Origin of the sequence: Parahaliea maris, assembly GCF_008064665.1 — a bacterium.
GTDB classification, from domain to species: Bacteria; Pseudomonadota; Gammaproteobacteria; order Pseudomonadales; family Halieaceae; genus Parahaliea; species Parahaliea maris.
This window is the reverse complement of the sequence record NZ_VRZA01000001.1, coordinates 831,776-853,323: the sequence shown is the minus strand read 5'-3', so window position 1 is coordinate 853,323 and position 21,548 is coordinate 831,776. Positions and strand designations below refer to the sequence as shown.

Here is a 21,548-nt window from a genome sequence, read left to right as displayed (position 1 = left end):
CCGGTTCTGGATCTCAGGCTTGGTATTGTGGGGCTTGCTTGCGAGCCCCGGCTTTGCGGCACTGCCGTTGGGAACGCCGATCAGTCGCGTCGAGACAGGCGCTCATAGCGGGATTATCAGGGAGTTCGCCCTGGACGAATCCCGCGATATTGTCATTACTGCCTCGGATGATAAAACCCTGAGAGTCTGGGATGCCTCCGACGGGGCTCTCTATCGTACCTATCGGATCCCCGTTGCCCAAGGGCACGTTGGGCAGCTGTACTCGGTTGACCTGGAGCCGCGAAGTGGGACGATTGCGGTTGCGGGCTGGACCCCCAATTCCAGTCCTACCGGGATTGCGATCTACTTTCTCGACCTCGATACCGGCGCAATCACTCGCGTGCTGGATGGGTTGCCGGATATCGTCAGCACGCTGCGTTTTGCACCAGGTGGGGAGTCCCTGTGTGTGGCCTTTGCCAGTGGTAAACCGGGCATTGCCTGTTACGCCTTTCCCTCATTGCAACTGGTTTACAGTGACTACGAGTACCAGGCAATGGTACGACGGCTTCAGTGGCTGTCCTCGGGCGAGTTGATTGCCGTGGCTGCAGACGGCCTGGTGCGTCGCTATGATGCTGATGGGAGGGTGGCGAACACCCGCCGAATCGATGCCGGCACACCGGCCAGTGCGGCGATATCCCCGGACCAGAAGTGGCTTGCGGTTGGGCTGCTCGACCGGGCGGAAGTCCTGGTACTGGATGCAGTTAGCCTGGAACCCGCACAACGATTCGTTGCATCTGATGGGCAACAACGCAACTTGCCGGCCGTTGCCTGGCGCCAGGACAGCGGGGTGATCGTTGCTGCCGGGGATCACGCCGGGCGACGCAGTATCATCTACCGGTTTGCCCTGGATAGTGAGCAGACTGAGTCGACTGATTTGCCCAGTAAACTGCGAGTCACCTGGATGGCAGTAAGGGAAGATAACAGTCTGCTAGTCGCCACTGAAACCCCTGCGTTGATTGCCCTGGATCCCGGTGGCAACACCCTGTTCAATGTAGGGGCAGAAGTGACGGATTTCAGTAATCCGGATAGTCAGCTGCTCGTATCTGCGGATGGCGCTGTGGCGCGGCTCCCGGGAATTGGGGGACTGGCCGTGTCGCTGCGCAGTCAGAGCCCGGCCTCGGAGGCCGATGCCTTGAGCGCCACATTCGAGGCCAGCCAGAATCATCCGGCCCTCCGGCTGGAACAATGGCGCGACTCCACGCGTCCGCAGCTCAACGGTCGTCCACTGGATACACCTCCCACCGAGTTGATCCGCTCGCTCGATGTTGCGGATGACGGCAGTAGCTTTGTGTTGGGAGGCGAATGGTCTGTCACCCGGTACACAGCAAAGGGCGCGGTGATGTGGCGTCGTGAGCTGCCGAGTATCGCCTGGCAGGTCAATATTGCGCCACAACAGAATATGGTTGTCGCGGCTCTGTCCGATGGCACGCTACGTTGGTACGACTACGCGACGGGCTCAGACGTCGTGGCCGCCTACAGGCATCCGGGGAGTGGCGAATGGGTGCTGTGGTTGCCGAGTGGTCACTACGTGTCTTCGCCCTATGGTGATCGCTATATCGGTTGGCACGTAAACGATAGCCTGACCTCCGTTCGCTTTAGCCGGGCAGTCCAGTTCGAGCGGGTCCTGTATCGGCCGGATATCCTGAGGTGGGCGCTGAGTGAAGCGTTACGGGGGCGTCCCCTGCCGGACAATGCTTCCGGGCCGGACTTGCATCAGTTGTCATCGCCCCGCGTCAGCCTGGCAGCGCCACCATGGGAGACACGCAATGTTGCCCAGTCAGACTATTTGTTGAGTTTCTCCCTGGAATCAGCCGGTGCTGCGCTTGAGGAGGTCAATATTTTTGTCAACGATATTCCGGTTGTTCCCTTTGCTGACCGCGCTGCACTTGTCGGTCAGAGCGAGGCCAAGGTCCGGATTCCGCTTCTGGCCCGGGACAGTCGTATCAGGGTCGAGGCATCGACCGGTGATGCCATGGGGATTGCGAACACCCGCGTGACGCTGGGCGGTGGTGTAGTTGCTGCTGAAGGTAGCGAACGGAATTTGTTGCTGATATCGATTGGAGCGTCTGCCTTCGTCAATTACCCCGACACGATGCAACTGCGTTTCAGTGCTAACGATGCTCTCGCGATCGAACAGTTGTTCGGTAATGAGTTGTCGAGCTTTTACGATAACATCCAGGCACTGGCACTGACCGATCTCAGTTGGCAGATGCCCGACAAGCGCAATATTGAGCAGGCTCTCAAGCTGCTGGAAGAGAGTGGCCCTGATGACACCGTGGTGCTATTTCTCGCGTCTCATGGCTTGAGTAACGATCGGGGAGATTATTTTTTTGTGCCGCGGGATGCGACCCTGGAGGATCTCGATCGGGTCTATGACGCGCCGGCAAGCGTAACAAGCATGATTCCTTGGACCACCTTCCTCGAGAGTATGCGCAAGGCCTCCGGTCGACGTTACATGATCGTGGACACCTGTCATGCAGAACAAATTGGAGGCGGGCTTGACCTGATGCCATTGGCCAAGCGTTCGGCTGCCTCCTCCTTCGCTCTGCTGGCCGCGGCAGGCGACGGGGAAGAGTCCCAGGAAATGCCGTCTGTTGGGCACGGTGCCTTCACCTTTGGCTTCCTGCAAGGCATTCGCGGGGCGCTTGCCGGAAGCGAGGCAGTCACGATGGAGAAGGTGTTCGAAAATGCGGCAGCGTTTGTCGCCGGGCAGCGCCCCGACCTCGCCAAGCCCCAAACCCCGAGATTTACCGCGCCGCCCTCATTGCGGGAGTACGACTGGGGGCGGCCGGGGGGGTAATGGCCTGGCGCGGTTGGGCCCAGGGGGGGCTGGCGAATCCCCGGGGTTACTGGAGCCTGCTCGAATCGAGCTGATGGAGTTCGAATCGGGTCCCCGCCCGGCCGCTGATCTCCACCTTGCACTCCTTCCAGCCTACCGGTACCTCCCAGGGCCGGCTGCTGGGGTAGGCGAGGCGGCGCTCGTTGCCCAGGCAGGCCAGGTAAATCCAGTTGATGTCACCGCGCACTTTCTGCAGCTCGAAGGTATCCCTGCTCAGGCGGGTTTCCCAGGTGCCGGAGCCGCCGCGGTACAGGGGCGTAAGTTCACCTCGGGTGGCGACGTCCGGCATGGCCTGGAAGCGCTGCTGCGCCGCCAGCTGGGCTGACTTCACGCGCTCGATAACCTCGTCATCCGAGCCGCGAATCTGGATCTGGTTGAAGGTGACCTGGGCGTCCGCCAGTTGGTTGTTCGCCAGTTGCAGCTCGTGCACCCGGGCCAGCATCAGGGCGTAGTGCTGGGGCTCCACATAGGGGTTTTCGAAGCGGTTGCGGTCCGCCAGGTTCTGGAATTCCATGACCCGCTTCAGGTGCTGCATCTCGATGGCGGGATCGTCCCAGCGGCTGGCGATGGAGGCGGCCAGCACCTGGAACTTGACGTCTTCGAAGGCGTTGCGGCCCGGCATCTCCTTGAGGTGCGCGGCGAGGTCAAAGGCGCCGTCGTAGTCCTGGGCGCGAAACTTTTCCCAGGCCTGTTCCAGGGTGGCGCTGAACTCGGGGCGCATTGCCCGCGGTATATCCAGAATCCAGGTGTAGACCACCGGGCCGGCGGGCACTTCGACCGGATTGCCGTTGCGGGTGGCGGGGCGGAATTTCATTGCCTCGATCTGCGCCAGCATATGGCTGTCGACTTCAGGGATGCCGTTGGAGCTCTGGATGACCGCATCCACAACGTTGCCCCCGGCGTCGATCTTGTAGGTGTAGACCAGCCAGGCCTCTTCGGTGTAATTGGAATTCAGGGAAGGGGAGCGGCCGCTGATGCGCTCGGGGGGAATAAAGCCCGACTGGGCGGAAACCGCCAGGCTGCCGAGCAGGGTAGACATCGCCAGGGCCAGCAACGCCACCCGCCTGAGGATGGCCCGGAGCGGGGTGCTGCAAGGGGTGTAGAAAGGAGAGTAGAGAGTGCAGTGGAATGTGCGCTGGAAAAATTGTCGGGTACGCGCGTTCATGCAAGCAATCCTTCTGGCCTGAAACCACTTAGTCTAGCAGCAATCGGGCCTGGCGAGTTGCTCAGTAAGCACCCAGCCGGCGCCGGTCGTTGGCCTCCTGGTACTCGACTTCTTCCTGAAGTTCCTGCCACACCGCCAATTCGGGGGCCAGTACCTGGCCTTCGGCAATCAGGCCCTGGGCGGACTCCCAGGACTTGACTTCGATTTCTTCGCGCACCGCTTCGGCGTAGGCGTCAAGCAGGCGCTGCCGCACGTCGCGGGTAATCTCCATCTCGGGAAAGTCCTGCATCAGGGCGTCGTAGCCGTGGCGTGCTGCTACAAGATCTCCCTCGCTCATGGCGCTCAGGGCTTCGTTGGCGCGCGCAGTGGCGGCGGCATTGCGTTCGGCGATGGCCGCCTGTTCCTGCTTCCAGGCACTTTCCAGGCCGGGGATATCGGCCAGCAGCGCGGCGGCAGCCGCGTTATCCGGCGACCACTCCTGGGCGGTAGCCAATCGCTCCCTGGCCCGATCGTATTTGTGTTTGTCGACGTCCTTGCGGGCCACCGCCACCAATCCGTCGGCCGCGGCGGCCAGGCCCTCCGCGACCCCGGGAGTGTTGGGGTCGGCGGCGGCAAAGGCTTCTGCGGCGGCGGAGTACTGCCCTTTGTCGAGCAGGGCCTGGGCCTCGGCTACGGTCTGGCTCTGCAGGAAGGCAGATTCCAGTGCCGGCAGCTCGGCCTGGCGCTGGGACAGTGCTTCCCGCTCCGGCGCCAGGGCCATGGCTGCTGCCAGGGCAGCGGCCGCCTGCTCGAAGTCACCCTCGGAGATGGCCTGCTCAGCGTCGGCCGACAGCGTTTCCAGTGCGGCCTCCAGGCCATCCCGTGCGGTTGCATTGTCGGGATCGAGGCGCAGGGCGGTGCGGAACTTGTCTCCGGCGGCGGCCGGGTCGCCGTTGTCAGCCAGTGCCTGTCCGTCTTCGATCAGTACCTCCAGGTTCTGCTGCGTGACGCGCAGAACTTCTTCGGCACCGCGCTGCTGCTGTGCTTCGCGGGCGTCCAGCCAGGCGCGTTCTGCCTGCGCCAGGGCAGAGCTTTCAGGGTCAAGCGCGGTTGCCTTGTCCAGCGCTTCGCGGGCAGCATCCAGCGCCTCGTCCTGAAGTCTGGTGTTAAATTCGTCGAGTAACGCGATCAGTGCGGCGTTCTCCTCCGGGGCGGTGGTGCTGGCCTCGGCAGGAGCGGCCTGCTGCTGTTGCAGCCAGTACTGATAGCCCGCTGCGCCTCCGGCGGCCAGCACTACCAGGGCAACTGCCACGCCCCACTTCTTTGAGCCGGATTTGCGCGCCGGGGCGTCAGGTCGCCTTTCGTTGCGGATGCCGCTGATGACGTCGTCGCGTCCGGCGTGGCTGGGGGTCAGGCGATAGTTGCCCGACGAGGTACCGCCGCTGATCGGGCTGCCGGTGTCGCTCCAGACCACGGTGCGGTCGCTGTCGGCCATCACGCCAGTGCCATCGACGCTGGTGCCCATGGCTGGCGTTTTGCGCTGGGGAATGTCGTCCCGCGGCGGGGTCAGTACCTCGTCGTCACGGAACTGGCCGCGCACCTCACAGAAGGCCTCGTACATTTCCCGGCCGCTCTGGAAGCGGTCGTCGGCTTTCTTCGCCATGCCCTTGTCCAGGAAGGGCTGGTAGGCCGCCAGGTTCTTGGGCAGGCGGGGAATTTTCTCGGTGAGATGTTTCACCGCGGTGCTTACCGCCGAATCCGCCTCGTAGGGCACGGATTTGGTGAGCATTTCGTAGCACACCACGGCCATGCTGTAGAGATCCGAGCGGCCGTCCAGGGTGCTGCCCTCGGCTTGCTCCGGGCTCATGTAGCTGGGTGTGCCCACCAGCAGGCCGGCCTGGGTCATCTGGGTACTGGAGTCGGAGGCCTTGGCGATGCCGAAGTCGGCGAGGACGAAGTCCTCCGCGCTGCGCATCATGATATTACTGGGCTTGATGTCCCGGTGGACGTAGCCCTTGGCCGCGGCGTAGTCCAGCGCGGCGGTCATCTGTTCCATGACCAGGTAGATGGTGCGCTGGCTCATGGCGCCACGGATGATGTCTTCCAGGTCGCCGCCGTGCAGCAACTCCATGGAAATGTAGTTCAGGCTGCCGTAGACATTGACGTCGTAGATTTGCAGGATATGCGGATGGGACAGGCGCGCAGAAATGCGCGCTTCACGAACGAAGCGCTCGGAAAACGATTCATCGGCAATCCGGTCGGTGTCGATGACCTTGATGGCCACCTCGCGGTCGAGGTTGAGGTGCAGCGCGCGATACACGCTGGCCATTCCCCCGCGGCCGAGTTGCTCGTAAATCTCGTATCCAGGAATCTCGAACTGGGCCATCTCTGAGGCAAATCGTCCCTGTCGTCAGCTGTTCAGTATAACCTGCGTTGCGTCCGCTGCAGCGCCGTGGCCTCCGTGCAAATTACCGCATTGCACAGCACCACGCCAGCGTACTCCGGGCAATTGTATCCTCGCCTGTGCGCTGGTTCACGCTGCACGGCTACGCCCCCGGCGTTTTGCCTTGGGCCGCGCAGTTTGTCTGTCTGCCGCTGTCTTGAGCAGGGGGGCCAGAAAGCGCCCCGTGTGAGAAGCCGTTTCGGCTGCAACTTCTTCCGGGGTGCCGGTGGCGATGATCTGGCCGCCGCCGGAACCTCCCTCGGGCCCCAGGTCCACAATCCAGTCGGCAGTTTTTATTACATCGAGGTTGTGTTCGATGATCACTACCGTGTTGCCATGGTCGCGCAGTCGGTGAAGAACGTCCAGTAGCTGGCGAATATCTTCGAAATGCAGGCCAGTCGTGGGTTCGTCGAGAATATACAGGGTCTGGCCAGTATCCCGCTTGGACAGTTCCCGCGACAGTTTGACCCGCTGGGCCTCACCACCAGACAGCGTGGTGGCGGCCTGCCCGAGGCGGATGTAGGACAGGCCCACATCCATCAGGGTCTGCAGCTTGCGGGCGATGGCGGGGACCGGCTCGAAGAATTCCAGGGCATCCTCCACGGTCATGTCCAGCACCTCGTGGATATTGCGGCCCTTGTAGCGGATTTCGAGGGTTTCCCGGTTGTAGCGCTTGCCCTTGCACACGTCGCAGGGCACGTAGATATCCGGCAGGAAGTGCATCTCCACCTTGGTCACGCCGTCGCCCTGGCAGGCTTCGCAGCGCCCGCCCTTCACATTGAAGCTGAAGCGGCCGGGCTTGTAGCCGCGGGATCGAGCTTCCTGGGTGCCGGCAAACAGCTCGCGCACCGGGGTGAAAATCCCGGTGTAGGTGGCGGGGTTGGAGCGCGGGGTGCGGCCAATGGGGCTCTGGTCGATATCGATGCACTTGTCCACCTGCTCCAGGCCCTCGATCCCCTTGTGGGGAGCGGCGACCAGCGTGGTGGCCCCGTTGAGCTCGGTGGCGGCCAGCGGGTAGAGGGTGTTGTTGATCAGGGTGGACTTGCCTGAGCCGGAAACGCCGGTGACGCAGGTCAGCAGTCCCAGCGGGAGCTCCAGGTCGACGCCCTGCAGGTTGTTGCCGCTGGCGCCGGTAAGTCTCAGCTGGCGTTTTTTGTCCACTGGCACCCGTTTTGCCGGGACCTCGATGAGGCGCGCTCCCGACAGGTAGGCGCCGGTGAGGGATTCCTTGTGGTCGATAATGTCCTGCACGCTGCCCTGGGCGACAATCTGGCCGCCGTGCACGCCGGCGCCGGGGCCGATATCAATAATGTGGTCGGCGCTGCGGATCGCGTCTTCGTCGTGTTCCACCACCAGCACGGTGTTGCCCAGGTCCCGCAGGTGGGTGAGGGTGTTGAGCAGGCGCTCGTTATCGCGCTGGTGCAGGCCAATGGAGGGTTCGTCGAGGATATACATCACGCCCACCAGGCCGGCGCCGATCTGGGAGGCCAGACGGATGCGCTGGGCCTCGCCGCCGGAGAGGGTCTCGGCGCTGCGGTTGAGGGTCAGGTAGTTGAGCCCCACGTCCACCAGGAAGCGGTAGCGGGCGCGCAATTCCTTGAGGATCTTGCTGGCGATCTCGCCCTGACGGCCGCTCAGCTGCAGGTTCTCGAAGTAGATTTCCGCCTCGCCCACCGGCAGGTTGGTGATATCCGGCAGGGTGCGCTCGTCCACGAACACGTGGCGGGCATCGCGCCGCAGGCGGGTGCCGTCGCAGTCGGGGCAGGGTTGGGTGGACAGGTATTTGGCCAGGTCCTCCCGCACCGACTGGGACTCGGTGTCCCGGTAGCGGCGCTCCATGTTGGGCAGGATGCCCTCGAAGGGGTGAGTGCGCTTGAATACGTCGCCGCGGTCGTTGATGTAGGAGAAGGCGACTTCATCCTTGCCGCTGCCCTGGAGGATGATGTCCCGGTGTTTCTTCTTCAGCTTCTCAAAGGGGGTGTCGACGTCAAAGCCGTAGTGCTCTGCCAGGCTGCTGAGCATGTGGAAGTAGTACACATTCCGTCGGTCCCAGCCGCGGATGGCGCCTTCAGCCAGGCTGGCCTCGGGATGCAGGACGATACGGCCGGCATCGAAGTACTGCTTCACGCCCAGGCCGTCGCACCCCGGGCAGGCCCCGGCAGGATTATTGAAGGAGAATAACCGCGGCTCCAGTTCGTCGATGCTGTGGCCGCACTCCGGGCAGGCAAAGCGTGCCGAGAACATGATGTCCTCACCGTCGCCGTCCATCCAGCTCACGGTCGCCAGGCCGTCGGTGAGTTCCAGGGCAGTTTCAAAGGACTCCGCCAGGCGCAGTTTCAGGTCCTCGCGCACCTTGAAGCGGTCCACCACTACCTCGATGCGGTGCTTGCGCTTCTTGTCCAGTACCGGCAGGTCGTCGAGATCGGTGACGATGCCGTCGATGCGGGCGCGAACAAAGCCGGAGGCCCGCAGTTCCTCGAACACGTGCAGGTGCTCACCCTTGCGGTCGCGCACTACCGGCGCCAGCAGCATCAGCTTGCTGCCCTCCGGCAGGGCCAGCACCGAATCCACCATCTGGCTCACGGTCTGGGCCTGCAGGCTGATGTTGTGGTCCGGGCAGCGCGGCTCGCCGGCGCGGGCGAACAGCAGACGCAGGTAGTCGTAGATTTCGGTGATCGTGCCGACGGTGGAGCGGGGGTTGTGGGAGGTGGATTTCTGCTCGATGGAAATGGCGGGAGACAGGCCCTCGATGTGGTCCATGTCCGGCTTTTCCATCATCGACAGGAACTGCCGGGCGTAGGTCGACAGGGATTCCACGTAGCGCCGCTGGCCCTCGGCGTAGAGGGTGTCGAAGGCCAGCGAGGACTTGCCCGACCCCGACAGTCCCGTGATGACCACCAGTTTGTCCCGGGGGATGTCCAGGTCGATATTCTTGAGGTTGTGTGTACGCGCCCCGCGGACGTGGATGGTTTCCATGAGTCACCTGATACAGCGGCTGGGAATCAAACCCGGCAGTATAAGTCGCGGGCCGGATAGCTGGCAAAACGTTGCTGCGTTTGTTGCGCAAGAAGTGTTACGCAGTGGATGGAACGGCGGATGTCAAACGACGTCTGAAATAGGGTAAAATGCCCGGCCCTTAATTCACAGCCAGTGGGCAATGCCCAACAGGACAAGCGATACCATGGATATTATGGAAACCATCAAGGAACAGGTCGAGAACAACCCTATCCTGCTCTACATGAAGGGTTCCCCCAACCAGCCCCAGTGCGGCTTTTCCGCCCGTACGGTGCAGGCCCTGATGGCCTGTGGCGAGCGGTTCGCCTATGTTGACGTACTGTCCAACCCGGACGTGCGCGCCAATCTGCCGAAATACGCCAACTGGCCCACCTTCCCCCAGCTGTGGGTGAATGGCGAGTTGATTGGTGGTTGCGATATCGTGACCGAAATGGCCGAGAGCGGCGAGCTGGAAACCCTGATCAAGGAAGCCGCGGCGGCTAACCCCGCCTGAGGCTTTGCAGAACCGCCACCCCGGCAAGCGGGGTGGCGAGTCGGGCTCAGTCCGGTTTGACGGAGTGCATGGCGGTCTGCAGGTAGTTTTGCAGGCCCACCTTGTCGATGAGCGCCAGCTGGGTCTCCAGCCAGTCGATGTGCTCTTCCTCGGACTCCATGATGTCGACGAACAGCTCCCGCGATACGTAGTCCCCCACTGATTCGCAGTAGGCAATCGCCTCTTTCAGGTCCTTGTGCGCCACGTGCTCGAGCTTGAGGTCGCACTCCAGCATTTCCTTGGTGTTCTCACCGATCAGCAGCTTGCCGAGGTCCTGCAGATTCGGCAGCCCTTCCAGGAACAGGATGCGCTCAATCAGGGAGTCCGCGTGCTTCATCTCATCGATGGACTCGTGGTACTCGTGGTCGGCCAGTTCCTTCAGGCCCCAGTCTTTGTACATGCGGGCGTGCAGGAAGTACTGGTTGATGGCAACCAGTTCATTTCCCAGAATCTTGTTCAGATGCTCGATAACTTTTGCGTCGCCTTTCATAGCGTGTGCCTCCACCTTGAGTTGGATAATGGCGTAAGCGTGGTCTATACAAGCCGTTATGTCAAGCTAAGTTATTGATTTTATTGGGTATTTGCAATGATAATCAGATTGATTATCAGGCGGTTTCAGGTGACGCTTGTCCCCTTGCTGCGGGTGGTTGGCGCAGTAGGCGACAGTGTGGTTGTAGTGTGGTCGTATTGGCGAAATATCGCGGCAGTTGGTGCTCCGTAGGCCGGGCGCGATCTGGGCGCGCGCCTTTCCGGACACGCTTCAAGCACGTCCATGTGCGCTCGGCAACGGCCGTCCCTGGCCGTTGACGGTCCGGAAAGGCGCACCCCCAGCTCACACCCTGCGCCGGCGCCAGGTGCTGGTTCGTCAAATTCGAAGTTGCGAGGCCCAGGATATCGATTGGAGAGCGCGTGCGGTACCCGGGGCCCTTCCGGGACCGTTGAGCGCATGGATGCGCGATACGAGCCTACATGGACGTATTCACGGCGTGTCCCGGAAGGGCCCCGGGTACCGTGCGTGCGGCTGAAGTATGCCGGGTCGGGAATGCACAAGCTCGGCTAATTTGCATCAGCCATAAAAAACCCCGCGCGGCTGGGCCTGGCGGGGTTTTCGGAGATCTGGGTGGTAGGGCGGTGTCAGGTGACCGCGTAGAACAGTTCCTGTTCGGCACCGGGTAGGCTGTCGAGGGACTCGCGCACGATATCCCGGGCCAGAATGCCGCACTTGCCGCACTGGCTGGCAACCCCGAGGGTATTGCGGACTTCGCGGATACTGTTGGCGCCATCCTGCACCGCTGCGCGGATCTGGGTATCGGTAATGCCTTTGCAAATGCAGACGTACATCGTGTGCCGCCACCTGAGTTATATGCTGTTGGTAGAGAAATTAATGCTAATGAGAATGATTGTCAACAGTATGTGGCTATACTTTTTTTGTGGTTTTCATTCGCGGGCGGGCCTTGAAATAGTGCCCGCCGCCCGCACGTTGTAAACTGCAATGCGCATTTGCCCGGCCTTCGGCCGGGCGCTTTCCCATCCCTAGCTAACACATGGAGTAAGACAATGGGTGTATTAGTCGGTAAACCCGCACCGGATTTTGATGTAGCCGCAGTACTGGGTAGCGGTGAAATCGTGGATTCCTACAAGCGTTCCGAGCAGATGGCTGGCAAATACGGCCTGGTGTTCTTCTACCCGCTGGACTTCACCTTCGTCTGCCCCTCGGAGCTGATCGCTCTGGACCACCGCATGGACAAGTTCCGTGAGCTGGGCGTGGAAGTGGTGGCTGTATCCATCGACTCCCAGTTCACTCATAACGCCTGGCGCAACACCCCGGTGGACAAAGGCGGCATCGGCGCCGTTTCCTACACCATGGCGGCTGACGTGAATCACGACATCGCCCGCGCCTTCGACGTGGAAAGCGCCGGTGGCGTTGCGTTCCGCGGCGCCTTCCTGATCGACAAGGAAGGCCTGGTGCGCTCGCAGCTGGTCAACGACCTGCCGCTGGGCCGTAACATCGACGAGCTGATCCGCCTGGTTGAGGCCCTGCAGTTCACCGACGAGCACGGCGAAGTGTGCCCGGCTGGCTGGAACAAGGGCGACAAGGGCATGAATGCCTCTCCGGACGGCGTTGCCTCCTACCTGTCAGAGAACGCTGACAAACTGTAAGCCAGTTCGGCAAGCAGTGATGAAAACGCGGGCTTCGGCCCGCGTTTTTTGTGTGGGCGGTTGAACAGCATCCCGCTCCCACATCAGTTATAATTTTCCCCCTACCAACGAACACGCACAGGCCCAATGAACACAGCGGAATCCATCGATATCGCCGCCTACATGGAGCAGCTTGGCCGCAACGCCCGGGAGGCGTCTGCGAAAGTGGCTGCGTCCAGCACCGCCACCCGCAATGCCGCCCTGCTGGCCGCCCGGGACGCCCTGGACGGCGCTCGCGCCGCGCTGGCTGAGGCCAACGCCCGCGATATGGCCCGGGGTCGCGAGAACAATCTCGATGCCCCTCTGCTCGACCGGCTGGAGCTGACCCCGGCGCGGATCGACACCATGCTCGAGGGCCTGGGCCAGGTTGCCGCGCTTCCGGACCCGGTGGGCAGCATCACCGATCTCAATACCCGTCCCAGTGGGATTCAGGTGGGCAAGATGCGGGTACCGCTGGGTGTGATCGGCATCATTTACGAATCCCGGCCCAACGTCACGGTGGAGGCCGCCAGCCTCTGCCTGAAGTCGGGTAACGCGACCATTCTGCGCGGTGGCTCCGAGGCCCTGGCGTCCAACACCGCTATCGCCGCCTGCCTGGCGGAGGGCCTGGCCAGTGCCGGCCTGCCGACCACCGCTGTGCAGGTGCTGGAGACGCCCGACCGCGCTGCCGTGGGCCATCTTATCGGTATGCCCGACTACGTCGACGTGATTGTGCCGCGGGGCGGCAAGGGCCTGATCGAACGCATCAGCCGCGATGCCCGGGTGCCAGTGATCAAGCACCTGGACGGCATCTGCCATGTTTACATTGACGAAGGTGCCGACCTCGATATGGCCTTCAATATCGCGGTGAATGCCAAGACCCATCGCTACGGCACCTGCAACACCATGGAAACCCTGCTGGTGGCCGATGCCGAGGCCGCGGCGATCCTGCCGCGCCTGGCTCTGGCCTATGCCGACAAGGGCGTGGAACTGCGCGGTTGCGAGCGTACGCGGGGGGTGTTGACGGACATCAGGGCCGCCGCGGAATCGGACTGGAGCGAGGAGTACCTGGCGCCGGTCCTGGCGATCAAGGTTGTCGATGGTCTCGACGAGGCGATTGTCCACATCAATCGCTACAGCTCCCAGCACACCGATAGCATCGTCACCCGCGACCACGGCCGCGCCATGCGTTTCCTGCGTGAGGTGGACTCCAGCTCGGTGATGATCAACGCCTCCACCCGCTTTGCCGACGGCTTCGAGTACGGCCTTGGCGCCGAGATCGGCATTTCCACCGACAAACTGCACGCCCGTGGCCCGGTGGGGCTGGAAGGCCTGACATCACAGAAGTACGTGGTGTTTGGTGAGGGGCAGATCCGCTCTTGAGCGAGTCTGCCGCCCCGGTAGGGGTGCTCGGGGGGACGTTCAATCCCATTCACCACGGCCATTTGCGTTCGGCACTGGAGCTGGTAGAACAGCTGGCGCTGGCGCAGATGCGCTTGATGCCCTGCGCTCGACCGCCGCACAGGGAGGCACCGAGCTGTACCGCGGAACAGCGCGCCGTGATGGCCGAGCTGGCGGTGGCGCGTGAACCCCGGCTGCACTGCGACCGCCGGGAGCTGGAGCGCGACGGTCCGTCTTACACGGTGGATACCCTGTGCAGCCTGAGAGATGAGTTCGGCGCCAGCCGCCCCCTGTGCCTGGTACTGGGTTACGACGCGGTGGCGGGGCTGGATAGCTGGCACCGCTGGCAGGCCCTGCTGGATTACGCCCATATTGTGGTTATGGCACGCCCGGGCTGGAACTGGCCGGTGGAGGGGGCTGTCGCCGAGTGGCTGGCCGCGCACCGGCTTGAGGATGCCGCGGGCCTGCGTCAGCGACCCGCGGGCGGGGTATTACCCGTGCAGCTGCGGCCACTGGCGATCTCGTCAACGGATATCCGGGATCAACTGGCGGCAGGGCGCTCACCGCGCTTTCTCCTGCCAGAGCCGGTACTGGACTATATTGAAAAACATCAACTCTATCGTAGCCCGGGCGCACCGGCCCGGGCGCGGTAATGTCATTGCTGGAATTACTGGATGCAAGCTGATCAACTGAAACAAATTGTCGAATCTGCCCTGGAAGACCTCAAGGCGGTCAATACCGTGACGCTGGATGTGACCGGGCTGACCGACGTCATGGATTACCTGGTCATCACCAGCGGCACCTCCAATCGCCACGTCAAATCCCTGGCCAATAATGTGGTCATGGAAGCCAAAAAGCAGGGCGCCCGACCGCTCGGTGTCGAAGGTGAAGGCGCCGGTGAGTGGGTGCTGGTGGATTTCGGTGATGTCGTGGTCCACGTGATGCTGCCCGCCACCCGCGATTTCTACGACCTGGAACGCCTCTGGACCAAGCCTGAGATGGCAGGTGCTGGCGACCAGGGGGCTGGGAAAGGAGCAGAGCAGGACTGATGCGGCTCAGCATCGTCTGCGTGGGCGGGAAGATGCCTGCCTGGGTGGAGGAGGGTGTCGGCGAATACCAGAAGCGCCTGCCCCGGGAGTTGAAGCTACAGTGGCGGGAGATCCCCCTGGCGCGGCGCGGCCGCGACAGCAAGCCGCAGCAGTTGCGCCAGGCTGAAGGCGAGCAGATTCTGAAAGCCATCCCCGACAGCGACCGGGTGATTGCCCTCGATGTGAAGGGCAAGAGCTGGTCCACGCCGGAACTGGCACAGCAACTGTCAGGCTGGCAGATGTCCGGCGACAATTTCAGCCTGGTCATCGGCGGTCCCGACGGGCTCTCTCCGGAGTGCCTGGCACGGGCCGAGCGGCGCTGGTCACTGGGTCCCCTGACCCTGCCGCACCCGCTGGTGCGCATCGTATTGGCAGAACAGCTCTATCGGGCTTGGACAATCACCGTAAACCACCCGTATCATCGCGACTGAGATCAATCCAGTGACTTACTGCGCTCGGCAGGTGAAACGCCGGCGGTGCCCGGAAACCCCCAAGACCAGTTAATGCCGCAGCACATCGCCCTCAAGGACCCCCACCGGGAAGCCCGCATTTACAGTGCTCGCACCATCACCGCTATTCTGATCGTGATGGGGCTGCTGGGGCTGATCGTGATGCGCTATTACACCCTGCAGATCACCGAGTATGAAACCTACCGCACCCAGTCCGAACGCAACCGGGTGCAGCTGCAACCCCTGCCCCCCAAGCGCGGCCTGATCTACGACCGCAACGGCGTGCTGTTGGCGGACAACCGACCCAGTCATTTGCTGTCGGTGGTGGTGGAGCGGGTGCCCGATCTCGAGGCCACGCTCAGCGAACTGCAGCAACTGGTGCCGGTATCCGAATCCGATCTGGAAAACTTCTACAAAAAGAAGGATCGGCGCCGACCCTATGAGCCGGTTCCCCTGCGCTTTCGCCTGACCGAGTCAGAGCGGGCGGTGCTGGCGGTCAATCGCCATCGCCTGCCCGGGGTGACCGTGGATGCCCAGTTGTTGCGTCATTACCCCTATGGCGAGCTGTTTTCCCACGCCATCGGCTATGTGGGGCGAATCAACGAGCGCGAGTCCTTCGAACTGGACGCCTCCGACTACCGCGGCACCTTCCACGTTGGCAAGGTGGGGGTGGAAAAGTACTACGAAGACATTCTGCACGGTGACGTGGGCTACCAGAACGTCGAGACCAATGCCCACGGCCGGGTGCTGCGGGTGCTTGAACGATTCGACCCGAAGCCCGGTGCCGACCTGGTGTTGCACCTGGACATCGGGCTGCAGCGGGTGGCCTATGAGGCGCTGGGAGAGCAGCGCGGGGCCGTGGTGGCAATGGACCCCGCCACCGGTGGTGTGCTGGCGCTGGTGTCGACCCCGGGTTTCGACAGTAACCTGTTCGTGAACGGGATCAGCTCGGCGGATTACAGCGCCCTGCGGGACTCGCCCGATGTACCGCTGTTCAACCGCGCGGTGCAGGGCCAGTATCCGCCGGGTTCCACCGTCAAGCCGATGATGGCCCTGGCGGGGCTGGAGTCGGGGCTGGTGACGCCTGAATACACGGTGCCCGATCCCGGCTGGTACCGGCTGCCGGGTGATTCCCGCCGCTACCGGGACTGGATCCTGAAAATTCGTGGCACTGGTCACGCCCCCCGGGTAGATCTCGAGATGGCGGTGGCGGAGTCCTGTGACGTGTACTTCTATGACCTGGCCCGGCGCCTGACCATCGACGGTATGTATGACTACCTGCATCCCTTCGGCCTGGGTGAGCGCTCTGGTATCGACACCACCAACGAGCGCCGGGGCGTGCTGCCATCGACCCGCTGGAAACGGGACGCCATGAACCAGCCCTGGTATCCCGGCGAAACCATCAGTGCCGGCATCGGCCAGGGCTACATGCTCGCCACCCCGGTGCAGCTGGCGGTGGCTACCACGGCCCTCGCAACCCGCGGCCGGCACTATTCCCCGAGGCTGGTGAAATCCATCGACGGGGTACCCGAGGCGGCTCCGGAACTGGCGCCGGTGCAGGCAACAGAGGCGCATTGGGAGGTGGTGCAACAGGCCATGCGGGAAGTGGTGCACGGCCAGCGCGGTTCGGCCCGCCGGATATCCCAGGGCATCCAGTATGAAATGGCTGGCAAAACCGGGACCGCGCAGGTGATCGGCATTGCCCAGGGGGAAATCTACCGGGAGGAAGAGGTGGCAGAGAGGCACCGCAACCACGGCCTGTTCATCGCCTTTGCGCCACTCGAGGCGCCTACCATCGCGGTGGCTGTGATTGTGGAAAACGGCGGTGGCAGCAGCGCCGCCTACCCGATCGCGCGCCAGGTCATCGATGCCTGGTTGCTGGATGAGAGTACCGCGGATGCGGGTGTGGAAGCCGCGCGCGGGGAGGCTGGCTGATGGGAGATTACGTTCGCCAGTTACCGGACAGCTCCGTCGGGCTGGCGCGCCGCCCCGGCGCCGCCCAGCGCTTTCACCTCGACCTGCAGTTGCTGGCACTGTTGCTGGCGCTGGCGCTGTTCGGCCTGGTCGTCCTGTACAGTGCCTCCGGCCAGGACATGGGGGCGGTCATCCGCCAGGCCCGCTTTTTTGCTGTGGGATTCGTGGTGATGATCGTGGCCGCCCAGATCAGCCTGCAGCGCTTTCAGCGCTGGGGGCCGCTATTCTACCTCGGTGGCGTGGCGCTGCTGGTGGCCGTCGACCTTGCCGGGGTCGGGGCCAAGGGTGCCCAGCGCTGGCTGTCGATCGGGGGGTTCCGGTTCCAGCCTTCGGAGGTGATGAAGCTCACGGTGCCGATGACGGTGGCCTGGTATCTGGCCGATCGCACCCTGCCGCCGCGCTTCAAGTACATTGCCGCCTGCCTCGCCATTATTGCCCTGCCGGCCGCGCTGATCCTGATCCAGCCGGATCTGGGAACGGCGCTGCTGATTGCCGCCAGCGGCCTGTTCGTGGTGTTCATGGCGGGTATTTCCTGGCGCTATATTTTCGGTGCAGCGCTGCTGGCGGTGGCCTCTGCCTGGCCGGTGTGGATGTACGGTCTCAAGGAGTACCAGCAGCAGCGCATTCTCACCCTGCTCAACCCCGAGAGCGACAAGCTGGGCGCCGGCTGGAACATTATCCAGTCGAAAACCGCTATCGGTTCCGGTGGCTGGGACGGCAAGGGCTGGCTCAAGGGCACCCAGTCCCAACTCGACTTCCTGCCGGAGAGTCATACCGACTTCATTATTGCGGTGCTGGCCGAGGAGTGGGGCCTGCGTGGCGTGACCATGCTGATGGGGCTCTACCTGCTGATCCTGTTGCGTGGTTTCTGGATTGGCCTGCACGCCCAGACCAGCTACGGCCGGATGATGGCCGGCAGCCTTACCCTGACGTTTTTCGTATACATCTTTGTTAACATGGGCATGGTCGCCGGCCTGTTGCCGGTGGTGGGAGTGCCGTTGCCGCTGGTGAGTGCCGGCGGTACCTCGGTAGTGACGCTGATGGCGGGTTTCGGCCTGCTGATGGCGGTCAGCACTGAACCGCGGCGCGTGGTGCGATGACCCGTTCCGGCCCCATTCTGGAGACCTCTTTATGGTAAAACCCCTGATTCTCGCCCTGTCGGTCACTGCCCTCTGGTCGCTCCCGAGTGTCGCGCAGAATTACAGTGACAATGCACTGGCCCAGGCCATGGTCGAGGAACTGGTTACCGAGGAGGGATTCGACCGGGCACAGCTCGAGATCCTGTTCAGCAAGGCCGAGCGTCAGCAGAGCATCATCGATGCCATGTCCCGGCCGGCGGAAAAAACCAAGCCCTGGTACGAGTACCGCGAGATATTCCTCACCGAGAAGCGCGAGCGGGAGGGGCGTGAATTCTACGCCCGCCATCGCGATACCCTGGAGCGGGCCGAGGCGGAGACCGGCGTCCCCGCCGAGATCATCGTTGCCATTATCGGTGTGGAGACCTTCTACGGGCGTATCACCGGCAGTTACCGGGTGATGGATGCCCTGTCGACCCTGGCTTTTGACTACCCGCAGCGCTCTGCGTTTTTTACCAAGGAATTGAAGAATTACCTGTTGCTGACCCGCGACCAGGGCATGGATCCGATGGCGCTGAAGGGCTCCTACGCGGGCGCCATGGGCTACGGCCAGTTCATGCCCAGTAGTTACCGCAGCTACGCGGTGGATTTCGACGGCGACGGCAAAACCGATATCTGGAACAACCCGGTGGACGCCATCGGCAGTGTGGCCAATTACTTCGTACGTCACGGCTGGCTGGCCGGTGCGCCTGTCGTGAGCGCCGCCAGCCTGGTGGGCGAAGTCCCCGAGGACTGGTTCAACGCCAGCCTCAAGCCGGAGCAGACGGTGGCCGAGCTCGATGGCAGTGGCCTGAAGCCGGTGATGGCAGGTCTCGCTCCGGATGCCCCGGCTACTGCCATTCGCTTTGAACTCGAGAACGGCTACGAGTACTGGATGGGGCTGCACAACTTTTACGTGATCACCCGCTACAACCACAGCAGCATGTACGCCATGAGCGTGTACCAGCTCAGTCAGCGCATTGCGCGCGGGATGCAGTCATGAGCCCGTTGCGACTCGCCGCTATCCTGTGCGTATCGGCGCTGATCGTGGTCGGCTGTTCCACCACCACCCGCGAAACCGCACCTCCGCCGCCGACGCCCACTGAGCCGGAGGTGTCCGACGGCGCGCCCCTGCGCCACATCACGCCGGACCAGGTGGCTGATGCGGTACCGCGGCCGGACCCCATACTCTCCCTTGGCAACCTGAGTCCCTACACCGTCAACGGCGTGACTTACGAGGTGATCGAGGACTTTCGCCAGTATCGCGAGCGGGGGATTGCCTCCTGGTATGGCACCAAATTCGACGGGCGCAAAACCTCCAACGGCGAGGTCTTTGATCTCTATGCCGCCTCGGCGGCGCACAAGACCCTGCCCATTCCCTGTTATGCCCGGGTCACCAATCTCGACAACGGGCGCAGCGTGATTGTCAGGATCAATGATCGCGGTCCCTTTCACTCCGATCGCCTGATCGACCTGTCCTACGGGGCCGCGGTCAAGCTCGGGTACATGGAGCAGGGCACGGCCCCGGTCGAGGTCGAAGTACTGGCGCTAGCCGGGGTGGATGATCGCCGGGGGACTCCCCTGGGCAGTTATCGCTACCTGCAACTGGGGGCCTACGGAACCGAGGCCTCCGCCAAGCGTCTCACAGACAAGCTGGCCGCACAGATCGACGCGCCGGTCTTTGTTGCCCCGGTGGAATCCGCCGGCAAACTGCTGTATCGCGTGCGTATCGGGCCGCTGGACAGTAACGAAGCGCTACTGGCGCTGCAGGAACAACTCGAGGCCGGCGGTTTCGGCAGTGGTCAGCTGCTGCCCTGACGGGCGTCTCGCTCTTTTTACCTTATTCATGCGACATACAGGGTTTTTGGCTTTATGAAGCGCATTGCACTATTTGTTTTACTCGCTGTTACCACCTCTCTGGCACAGGCCGCCACCATCGTGCCCTCGCCGCCACAGGTGGCGGCGGAGGCCTATATTCTGATGGACGCCAATAGCGGCACGGTGCTGGTGGAACACAATGCCGACGTGCCCCTGCCGCCGGCGAGCCTGACCAAGATGATGACCGCGTACGTGTTGGCGGGAGAAATCGAGGCGGGCAGAGTCAAGAAAGACGACATGGTCGTGGTCAGCGAGAACGCCTGGTCGCAGAACCCGGTTTTCGAGGGCTCGTCGCTGATGTGGATCGAGCCGGGCAAGGATGTGTCGATCGAAGACCTGGAGCGGGGCATTATCATTTCCTCCGGCAACGACGCCACGGTGGCGGTGGCGGAGCATGTCGCGGGCAGTGAAGCGGGCTTTGCCGACATGATGAACAGTCACGCCGAGGCGCTGGGCATGACCGGGTCCTACTTCGTCAACTCCCACGGTCTGCCCGACCCGGATCACGTGGTGACCGCCAGGGACCTGGCCGTGCTGGCCGTGGCCATGATCAGGAATTACCCGGAGCACTACGCTCTCTATAAAGAGCGCGACTTTACCTACAACGGCATCAAGCAGTACAACCGCAACACCCTGCTGGCGGAGGACCCGAGTGTGGACGGGCTGAAGACCGGCCACACCCAGGAGGCGGGGTACTGCCTGGTGGCTTCCGCGGAGCGCCGCGACATGCGCCTGGTGTCCGTGGTCATGGGCACTGCGAGCCCCAATGCCCGCAAGAACGAAACCCGCGGGTTGCTCAACTACGGTTTCCGTTTCTATGAAACCGCCAAGCTGTTCAGCGCCGGCGAAGAGCTGGAAGCGCCGCGCATCTGGAAGGGAGCGGCGGACTACGTATCTGTGGGCCTGCTGGACGAGGCGCTGGCGACACTGCCGCGCGGCAGGCAGGACCAGATCAGCACGGCTGTCGAGTTGCAGGAGCCCCTGCTGGCACCGCTGGAGCGCGGTGACCAGGTGGGTACTGTGCGCCTGACCCTGGAGGGCGAGACCGTATTTGAAGCCCCTGTGGTCGCGTTGCAGTCGGTGGAAGAGGGCGGCTTTTTCTCCCGCCTGTGGGACATGGTATTGATGTGGTTTGCCTCCCTGTTCAGTGCAGGTTAGGCAGGCCGGGAGCGCGACAGTGAGCGAACAGCAGGATCCCCCGAAAATTGAATTCCCCTGCGACTACCCGATCAAGGTGTTGGGGCGGGACAAGGAAGCGTTCAGGCCCACGGTACTGGCGATATTCGAGCGCCACGCGCCGGGCTTCGACAGCGAGACCATTGTTGCCAAGGGGTCCAGCAAGGGCACCTTTATCTCCCTCACCATCACCATTACCGCCACCGGGCCGGAGCAGCTGAAGGCGCTGCACGAAGAGCTGATGGCCACCGGCCTGGTACAGATGGTGATCTGAGCC

Annotated in this window: 18 protein-coding genes; 13 read left to right on the top strand and 5 right to left on the bottom strand. The window is 62.9% G+C overall.

What is annotated here, in order from left to right; translation table 11 throughout:
• The first annotated feature begins 34 nt into the window (after positions 1-34).
• Positions 35-2,839, top strand: coding sequence for a caspase family protein (locus FV139_RS03755; RefSeq protein WP_187276381.1), 2,805 nt, complete (start codon positions 35-37; stop codon positions 2,837-2,839).
• 46 nt (positions 2,840-2,885) lie between these two features.
• Here the strand turns inward: FV139_RS03755 and FV139_RS03750 are convergent, their stop codons facing one another.
• The 3 genes from FV139_RS03750 to uvrA form a co-directional block, all read right to left on the bottom strand.
• Positions 2,886-4,043, bottom strand: coding sequence for an energy transducer TonB (locus FV139_RS03750; RefSeq protein ID WP_148066875.1), 1,158 nt, complete (start codon positions 4,041-4,043; stop codon positions 2,886-2,888).
• 61 nt (positions 4,044-4,104) lie between these two features.
• Complete coding sequence (locus FV139_RS03745; protein ID WP_148066874.1) at positions 4,105-6,408, bottom strand: serine/threonine-protein kinase; 2,304 nt, start codon at positions 6,406-6,408, stop codon at positions 4,105-4,107.
• Between the two features lie 147 nt (positions 6,409-6,555).
• A complete protein-coding gene (gene uvrA / locus FV139_RS03740; protein ID WP_148066873.1) occupies positions 6,556-9,441 on the bottom strand; it encodes an excinuclease ABC subunit UvrA in 2,886 nt (961 codons plus the stop codon).
• 205 nt (positions 9,442-9,646) lie between these two features.
• Between uvrA and grxD the strand changes: the two genes are divergently transcribed.
• Positions 9,647-9,973 carry a Grx4 family monothiol glutaredoxin gene (grxD, locus tag FV139_RS03735; protein WP_148066872.1) on the top strand — a complete coding sequence of 109 codons (327 nt, stop codon included), beginning with the start codon at positions 9,647-9,649 and terminating at the stop codon, positions 9,971-9,973.
• A gap of 46 nt (positions 9,974-10,019) precedes the next feature.
• Here the strand turns inward: grxD and bfr are convergent, their stop codons facing one another.
• The gene (gene bfr, locus FV139_RS03730) at positions 10,020-10,502 is read right to left on the bottom strand and encodes a bacterioferritin (protein ID WP_148066871.1); all 483 of its coding nucleotides are present in this window, start codon (positions 10,500-10,502) and stop codon (positions 10,020-10,022) included.
• Between the two features lie 644 nt (positions 10,503-11,146).
• Positions 11,147-11,353, bottom strand: coding sequence for a bacterioferritin-associated ferredoxin (locus tag FV139_RS03725; protein ID WP_148066870.1), 207 nt, complete (start codon positions 11,351-11,353; stop codon positions 11,147-11,149).
• 216 nt (positions 11,354-11,569) lie between these two features.
• On the opposite strand from FV139_RS03725, the gene FV139_RS03720 reads away from it, so the two are divergent.
• The 11 genes from FV139_RS03720 to FV139_RS03670 all read left to right on the top strand — a co-directional run bounded on the left by FV139_RS03720 (position 11,570) and on the right by FV139_RS03670 (position 21,545).
• Positions 11,570-12,172: a peroxiredoxin gene (locus FV139_RS03720; RefSeq protein WP_148066869.1), complete on the top strand. Its 603-nt coding sequence runs from the start codon at positions 11,570-11,572 to the stop codon at positions 12,170-12,172.
• Positions 12,173-12,298: 126 nt separating this feature from the next.
• Positions 12,299-13,573 (top strand): glutamate-5-semialdehyde dehydrogenase, encoded by a 1,275-nt coding sequence (locus FV139_RS03715; protein ID WP_235898510.1) that lies wholly within the window; start codon positions 12,299-12,301, stop codon positions 13,571-13,573.
• Positions 13,570-14,244, top strand: coding sequence for a nicotinate-nucleotide adenylyltransferase (gene nadD, locus FV139_RS03710; RefSeq protein WP_148066868.1), 675 nt, complete (start codon positions 13,570-13,572; stop codon positions 14,242-14,244). Before FV139_RS03715 ends, nadD begins: the two co-directional genes overlap by 4 nt.
• 21 nt (positions 14,245-14,265) lie before the next feature.
• A complete protein-coding gene (gene rsfS, locus FV139_RS03705; RefSeq protein WP_148066867.1) occupies positions 14,266-14,640 on the top strand; it encodes a ribosome silencing factor in 375 nt (124 codons plus the stop codon).
• Positions 14,640-15,110, top strand: a complete 471-nt coding sequence (gene rlmH / locus FV139_RS03700; RefSeq protein ID WP_148066866.1) for a 23S rRNA (pseudouridine(1915)-N(3))-methyltransferase RlmH — start codon at positions 14,640-14,642, stop codon at positions 15,108-15,110. The genes rsfS and rlmH overlap by 1 nt, the downstream gene beginning before the upstream one ends.
• 72 nt (positions 15,111-15,182) lie before the next feature.
• Positions 15,183-17,063, top strand: a complete 1,881-nt coding sequence (gene mrdA, locus FV139_RS03695; protein WP_148066865.1) for a penicillin-binding protein 2 — start codon at positions 15,183-15,185, stop codon at positions 17,061-17,063.
• Positions 17,063-18,202 (top strand): rod shape-determining protein RodA, encoded by a 1,140-nt coding sequence (gene rodA, locus FV139_RS03690; protein ID WP_148066864.1) that lies wholly within the window; start codon positions 17,063-17,065, stop codon positions 18,200-18,202. The genes mrdA and rodA overlap by 1 nt, the downstream gene beginning before the upstream one ends.
• A gap of 31 nt (positions 18,203-18,233) precedes the next feature.
• Complete coding sequence (gene mltB / locus FV139_RS03685) at positions 18,234-19,220, top strand: lytic murein transglycosylase B (protein ID WP_148066863.1); 987 nt, start codon at positions 18,234-18,236, stop codon at positions 19,218-19,220.
• Entirely contained in the window at positions 19,217-20,035 is an 819-nt protein-coding gene (locus FV139_RS03680) for a septal ring lytic transglycosylase RlpA family protein (protein ID WP_148066862.1), read from the top strand. The genes mltB and FV139_RS03680 overlap by 4 nt, the downstream gene beginning before the upstream one ends.
• Before the next feature lie 54 nt (positions 20,036-20,089).
• Positions 20,090-21,253, top strand: coding sequence for a D-alanyl-D-alanine carboxypeptidase family protein (locus FV139_RS03675; protein ID WP_148066861.1), 1,164 nt, complete (start codon positions 20,090-20,092; stop codon positions 21,251-21,253).
• Positions 21,254-21,272: 19 nt separating this feature from the next.
• Positions 21,273-21,545 carry a YbeD family protein gene (locus FV139_RS03670; RefSeq protein WP_148066860.1) on the top strand — a complete coding sequence of 91 codons (273 nt, stop codon included), beginning with the start codon at positions 21,273-21,275 and terminating at the stop codon, positions 21,543-21,545.
• Positions 21,546-21,548 lie beyond the last annotated feature (3 nt).